A 4,084-nucleotide genomic window follows, 5' to 3' on the forward strand; every position below is an offset into this window, starting at 1 on the left:
CACGCAGGAATATTTCTCCAAACAGGGACTGCATACCACCGCCAATGGCAGCAGTGTGTTGTATACCGAGTTAAATCCATTGGAAGTACAATACCATGTGGATCTGTGGGGTCAGGATAGCGACAAAATACGCGCCGCCTTGGGCAAGGTTCGCGTTGCCCGAACAGATTTGGCAGAAGCGCGTTTACGCTTATCCACAGAGGTGGCCATACATTACTTTTCACTGATTGGCGACATCCTACGCCGCGCTCAGATCCTGAAGGAACAGCGGCTCCACGCGGCACTCTTGCGCCTGGACCAGGAGCGCCTGCGTTCGGGTTTGACCGGGGCAAAAGCGGTCTATTTGCAGAAAGAGGCCTGTACTGCCGCGCGACAGGCGGTGACGGACATCACGAACGACATTGTCGTGCAGCAATACAGCCTCGCGGCACTGGCAGGACATGGCCCTGACTGGGGACGGAATATTCAAACGGCACCGCTACCGTCTCTGACGACTATCGCCGTCCCTAAAGATCTGCCCTTGCGAATCATCGCGCATCGCCCGGATATTGTCGCCGCGCGCTGGGAAATAGAGGTGGCCGCACAAGAGGTGGGAGCGGCACGCGCAGCCTTCTATCCGAACGTCAATATCGCTCTCTTCGCTGGCTGGAACAGTATTCATTTGGGAGATCTGTTCAGTCCTGGGAATCTGGCTCATGCCGTTGGTCCGGTGATATCCCTGCCTATTTTTGAAGGGGGTGCATTGCGTGCGCAACTGCGAGTAAGAAATGCCCGCTATATGACCGCGGAAGATCACTACCACGCGACCATTCTCAACGCCGTACGTCAGATTGCAGATCGCCTCAGCGACTGGCAGCGGATTCGGCGAAAACTCTCCGAAGAACAGGAAATGATCATCGCGGCACGGCACACCACCCGACTGGAAAATGCCGCTTTTCGGACCGGAATAAGCAACAAAATCGGAATGCTGACAGCGCACATCCACGAGGCGCAAATCAATGATCAAGACTACTCCTTGCAGATTGCCGATGCCACTTCCTGGGCGCGTCTCAATGCGGCTCTTGGTAACGGGTATGTCTTTTCCGGAGGTCGCTCATGATGCAAAAAGCGGGCATCATTCATCATTCGCCGCCCGTACCGGAACGGCGCATCCGGCATATCGTGATGATTACGGTTTTGCTTCTTATCATTGCGCTGGCCTGGGCGGCGTGGTGGTTTTTTCACGAGCGCTTCTATGTAAGTACTAATGATGCCTATGTCACGGGTAACATTGTTCCCGTGGAAGATCAGACACCGGGAACACTCAAAAAGGTACTTGTGGAAAATACGCAATTTGTGCATACCGGACAGGTTATGGCCATCATGCAGGCCGACCAGTCGCGTCTGCGACTGATGCGGGCGGAAGCTTACCTTGGGGCGGAAGTTCGGCACGTACGTAAGGCCTTTGCCACAGTGACCCAACTGCAACAGTTGGTTGCCAGCAAAAAAGCCGCTCTGGAAAAGCTGGAAGATAATCTCGCCCGCTTTAGTGCATCCCTTCCCAGCGGCGCTACCTCCGCCATTCGCGTACAGGATACGCAAAAAGAAATTCAGGTGATGCAAGCGCAGGTAACGGCTGAAAAGGCCGCGTTGACCGGCGCGGAAGCCATTGTGGTCGGAACGACGTTAAGTACCAACCCGCTGGTGCGGCAGGCTGTCGCGCAGGTGAAAAGGGCCGATATTCAATGGCAACGCCGAATCATCCGTGCCCCCGTCTCTGGTTTTGTCGCCGAACGCGCCAGTTATCCAGGCATTCGGATCCATATTGGTCAGCGCCTTTTTTCGATAGTCCCGCTGGATTACTTATGGGTTGTGGCCAACATCAAGGAAACCGACATGCACCATATCCGTCCCGGACAGCCGGTAGAACTCACCAGCTATTACTATGGACACGCGGTGCGTTATCGCGGCACTGTCGAAGGTCTGCTGCCGGGGGCTGGTAGTGCCTTCAGCATCCTCCCTCCCGAGAACGCTACCGGGAATTACATACACATTGTGGAACGGGTTCCCGTGCGGATCGCCCTATCCCGGAAGGATCTTAGAGCATATCCACTGCGTCCGGGATTATCGATGATCGCAAACATCCATTTGTCTACGCAGCGACATTCGGTCCTGCAAACGCTCACCCACACACCAATCAAGGGCTATCAAACGACTATCTACGACGGTGAACTCGCGCATGCGAAAAATCTCGTCCTCGACATCATCCGGAGGAATTCATGATGATATCAGGCAGCGGCCAGCTCGGCAGGCCCCCGTTTACTTCGAAAAGATTGACCGAGATCAAGGAAATAAGCTGCCAGACAGGATAGACTATAATACTTGGGGCCAGTTAACATGCCCCTCATTGTAGTAGAACGGAATGAATATAGTTTTTTATCACCCGTAGTTCACTTCAAGGAGCATTCACCCGATGTCCATCAATATCCAGCTCATCAAGTCCAGTGGCGCCGCAGTTCAGGATTTGGGCGTTCCGGTCGCCGAGTATTTTTACAACTACATGTTTACCCACTTTCCAGAAGTACGGAAAATGTTTCCCGGTGACATGACGGAACAACGCATACGCCTCTTTAATTCTGTCATTCTGATCGCCACCAATATTGACACCATGGAAGTATTGGTCCCCTATCTGAAGGAACTGGGTGTCGGCCACATCAAGTACGATACACGTCCCGAGCATTACCTTATTGTTGGTAAAAGTCTGCTCAATACGCTGAAACACTTTTTGGGGGAAGCCTGGACACGGGAAATGGCTCAGTCCTGGATCGAAGCCTACAATCTGGCCGCATCTGTCTGCATTGAAGCTGCCTATGAGGCTATGGCACCAACTCGTTATGCGGCGGTCACGCTGGATGATGTCCCGCCATCTGTCTAATTCGCCCTTATCTTCATCGTAAAAGGATAAAGACCCACCGTTTTCGGGATTTATCCTTTATCGGTGCTATGCCGCTTCTGTGCTTTCATCATCTGAGCGCGCAGAGCATATGGCGATCGCAGATAATTGGGGGAGACATGAAAATGTCAAAAACCATGACCAAGGCGATAAAGTATTTTTTGTTTTTTAGTATCACGCCAGCAGTCGGAGCAATCATATATTTTTCATTTAAATTATTAGGGGTTGATATCAGACTTGAATATATTATATATTTGCTGATATTGATTCTATTTGTGAAGATTATTGTTGGCGGAGTAGTTGTCATCGTTCTTAAAAAAGCTAAGGAGGAATGATTTCTATAATAGCAAAAGACTTGAATCCGGGCGGTTGTGAACCGCCCGGATTGCGGTACTGTCGTCGAAATGGGGATGTGGAAACAGTGTTACCAATTCTGTAGGGGCCCTTTCCAGGACGCCTGCCTTACCTCTGTCCGGGCCGCTATGAGGGCACGGGCGGCATCCGCCTTTTTCCAGACATTCCAGAGCAGTACGCCCCGAACCCGCCTGTCCTGCAAATAATAAATGACGGCTTGTGCGCCATCAGGAGACAGGGCTGTCCGGCACTCCATACTGCTGCGACAGATACCCACCGCCTCAAACCCGAATTCGTAGATATCACTATAAAATAGTGATTGATGCGCGAATGATGTGGTCTCCCCGGCCATGGCCAGACCAGCAGCGTGACCAGTCGCCTCAGCGTTATCCCAGTGTTCCAGGCGTACTGGCGTACCCCATACGGGATCGGGGTAGGTGGCCAGATCCCCTGCAGCCCAGATATGCGGATCACTGCTGCGCATCTGTGCATCTACGGCGATCCCGCCGAGAGCCATCTTCAGGTCAGCGATATCAGCAAGCGCACGGTTTGGCTCCATCCCGATGCCGTAAACAACCCAGTCGCAATTCAGCGCATGACCATCTTCAAATCGCACAACGAGTCGACCGCCTTCGGCTCGGATTTCTTGGAGTGTTTTCTGGGTTTCCAGTTGCACACCCGCTGCGCGATAACGGGCACTGACTTTTTCTAGCAGGACAGGCGGTAGAATCTGCGCCAGAGGGCCGTCACCAGACACGGCATAATGCACATCAAGACCTTGCTGCTGGGATAATGCCA

At 52.7% G+C, this 4,084-nt stretch carries 5 protein-coding genes; 4 read left to right on the forward strand and 1 reads right to left on the reverse strand.

Annotation, left to right across the window (positions count from 1 at the left end):
- The 4 genes from HF921_RS12660 to HF921_RS12675 form a co-directional block, all read left to right on the forward strand.
- Positions 1-1,099: efflux transporter outer membrane subunit (locus HF921_RS12660; protein ID WP_215893941.1), on the forward strand; the 1,099-nt coding region annotated here is incomplete at its 5' end.
- Positions 1,096-2,262, forward strand: a complete 1,167-nt coding sequence (locus HF921_RS12665) for an efflux RND transporter periplasmic adaptor subunit (protein ID WP_226834618.1) — start codon at positions 1,096-1,098, stop codon at positions 2,260-2,262. The genes HF921_RS12660 and HF921_RS12665, both read left to right, overlap by 4 nt.
- A gap of 190 nt (positions 2,263-2,452) precedes the next feature.
- Positions 2,453-2,914 (forward strand): globin domain-containing protein, encoded by a 462-nt coding sequence (locus tag HF921_RS12670; RefSeq protein ID WP_064217703.1) that lies wholly within the window; start codon positions 2,453-2,455, stop codon positions 2,912-2,914.
- Positions 2,915-3,057: 143 nt separating this feature from the next.
- A complete protein-coding gene (locus HF921_RS12675; protein ID WP_064217704.1) occupies positions 3,058-3,267 on the forward strand; it encodes a hypothetical protein in 210 nt (69 codons plus the stop codon).
- Positions 3,268-3,356: 89 nt separating this feature from the next.
- Here the strand turns inward: HF921_RS12675 and HF921_RS12680 are convergent.
- Positions 3,357-4,084: FAD-dependent oxidoreductase (locus HF921_RS12680; protein ID WP_215893942.1), on the reverse strand; the 728-nt coding region annotated here is incomplete at its 5' end.

It is taken from the genome of Acidithiobacillus ferriphilus (assembly GCF_018854775.1).
GTDB lineage: Bacteria > Pseudomonadota > Gammaproteobacteria > Acidithiobacillales > Acidithiobacillaceae > Acidithiobacillus > Acidithiobacillus ferriphilus.

Excerpts from the sequence above, each read along its gene's own strand:
- HF921_RS12665 (WP_226834618.1), top strand. The coding sequence starts at position 1,096 with ATGATGCAAAAAGCGGGCATCATTCATCATTCGCCGCCCGTACCGGAA.
- HF921_RS12670 (WP_064217703.1), top strand. The coding sequence starts at position 2,453 with ATGTCCATCAATATCCAGCTCATCAAGTCCAGTGGCGCCGCAGTTCAG.
- HF921_RS12675 (WP_064217704.1), top strand. The coding sequence starts at position 3,058 with ATGTCAAAAACCATGACCAAGGCGATAAAGTATTTTTTGTTTTTTAGT.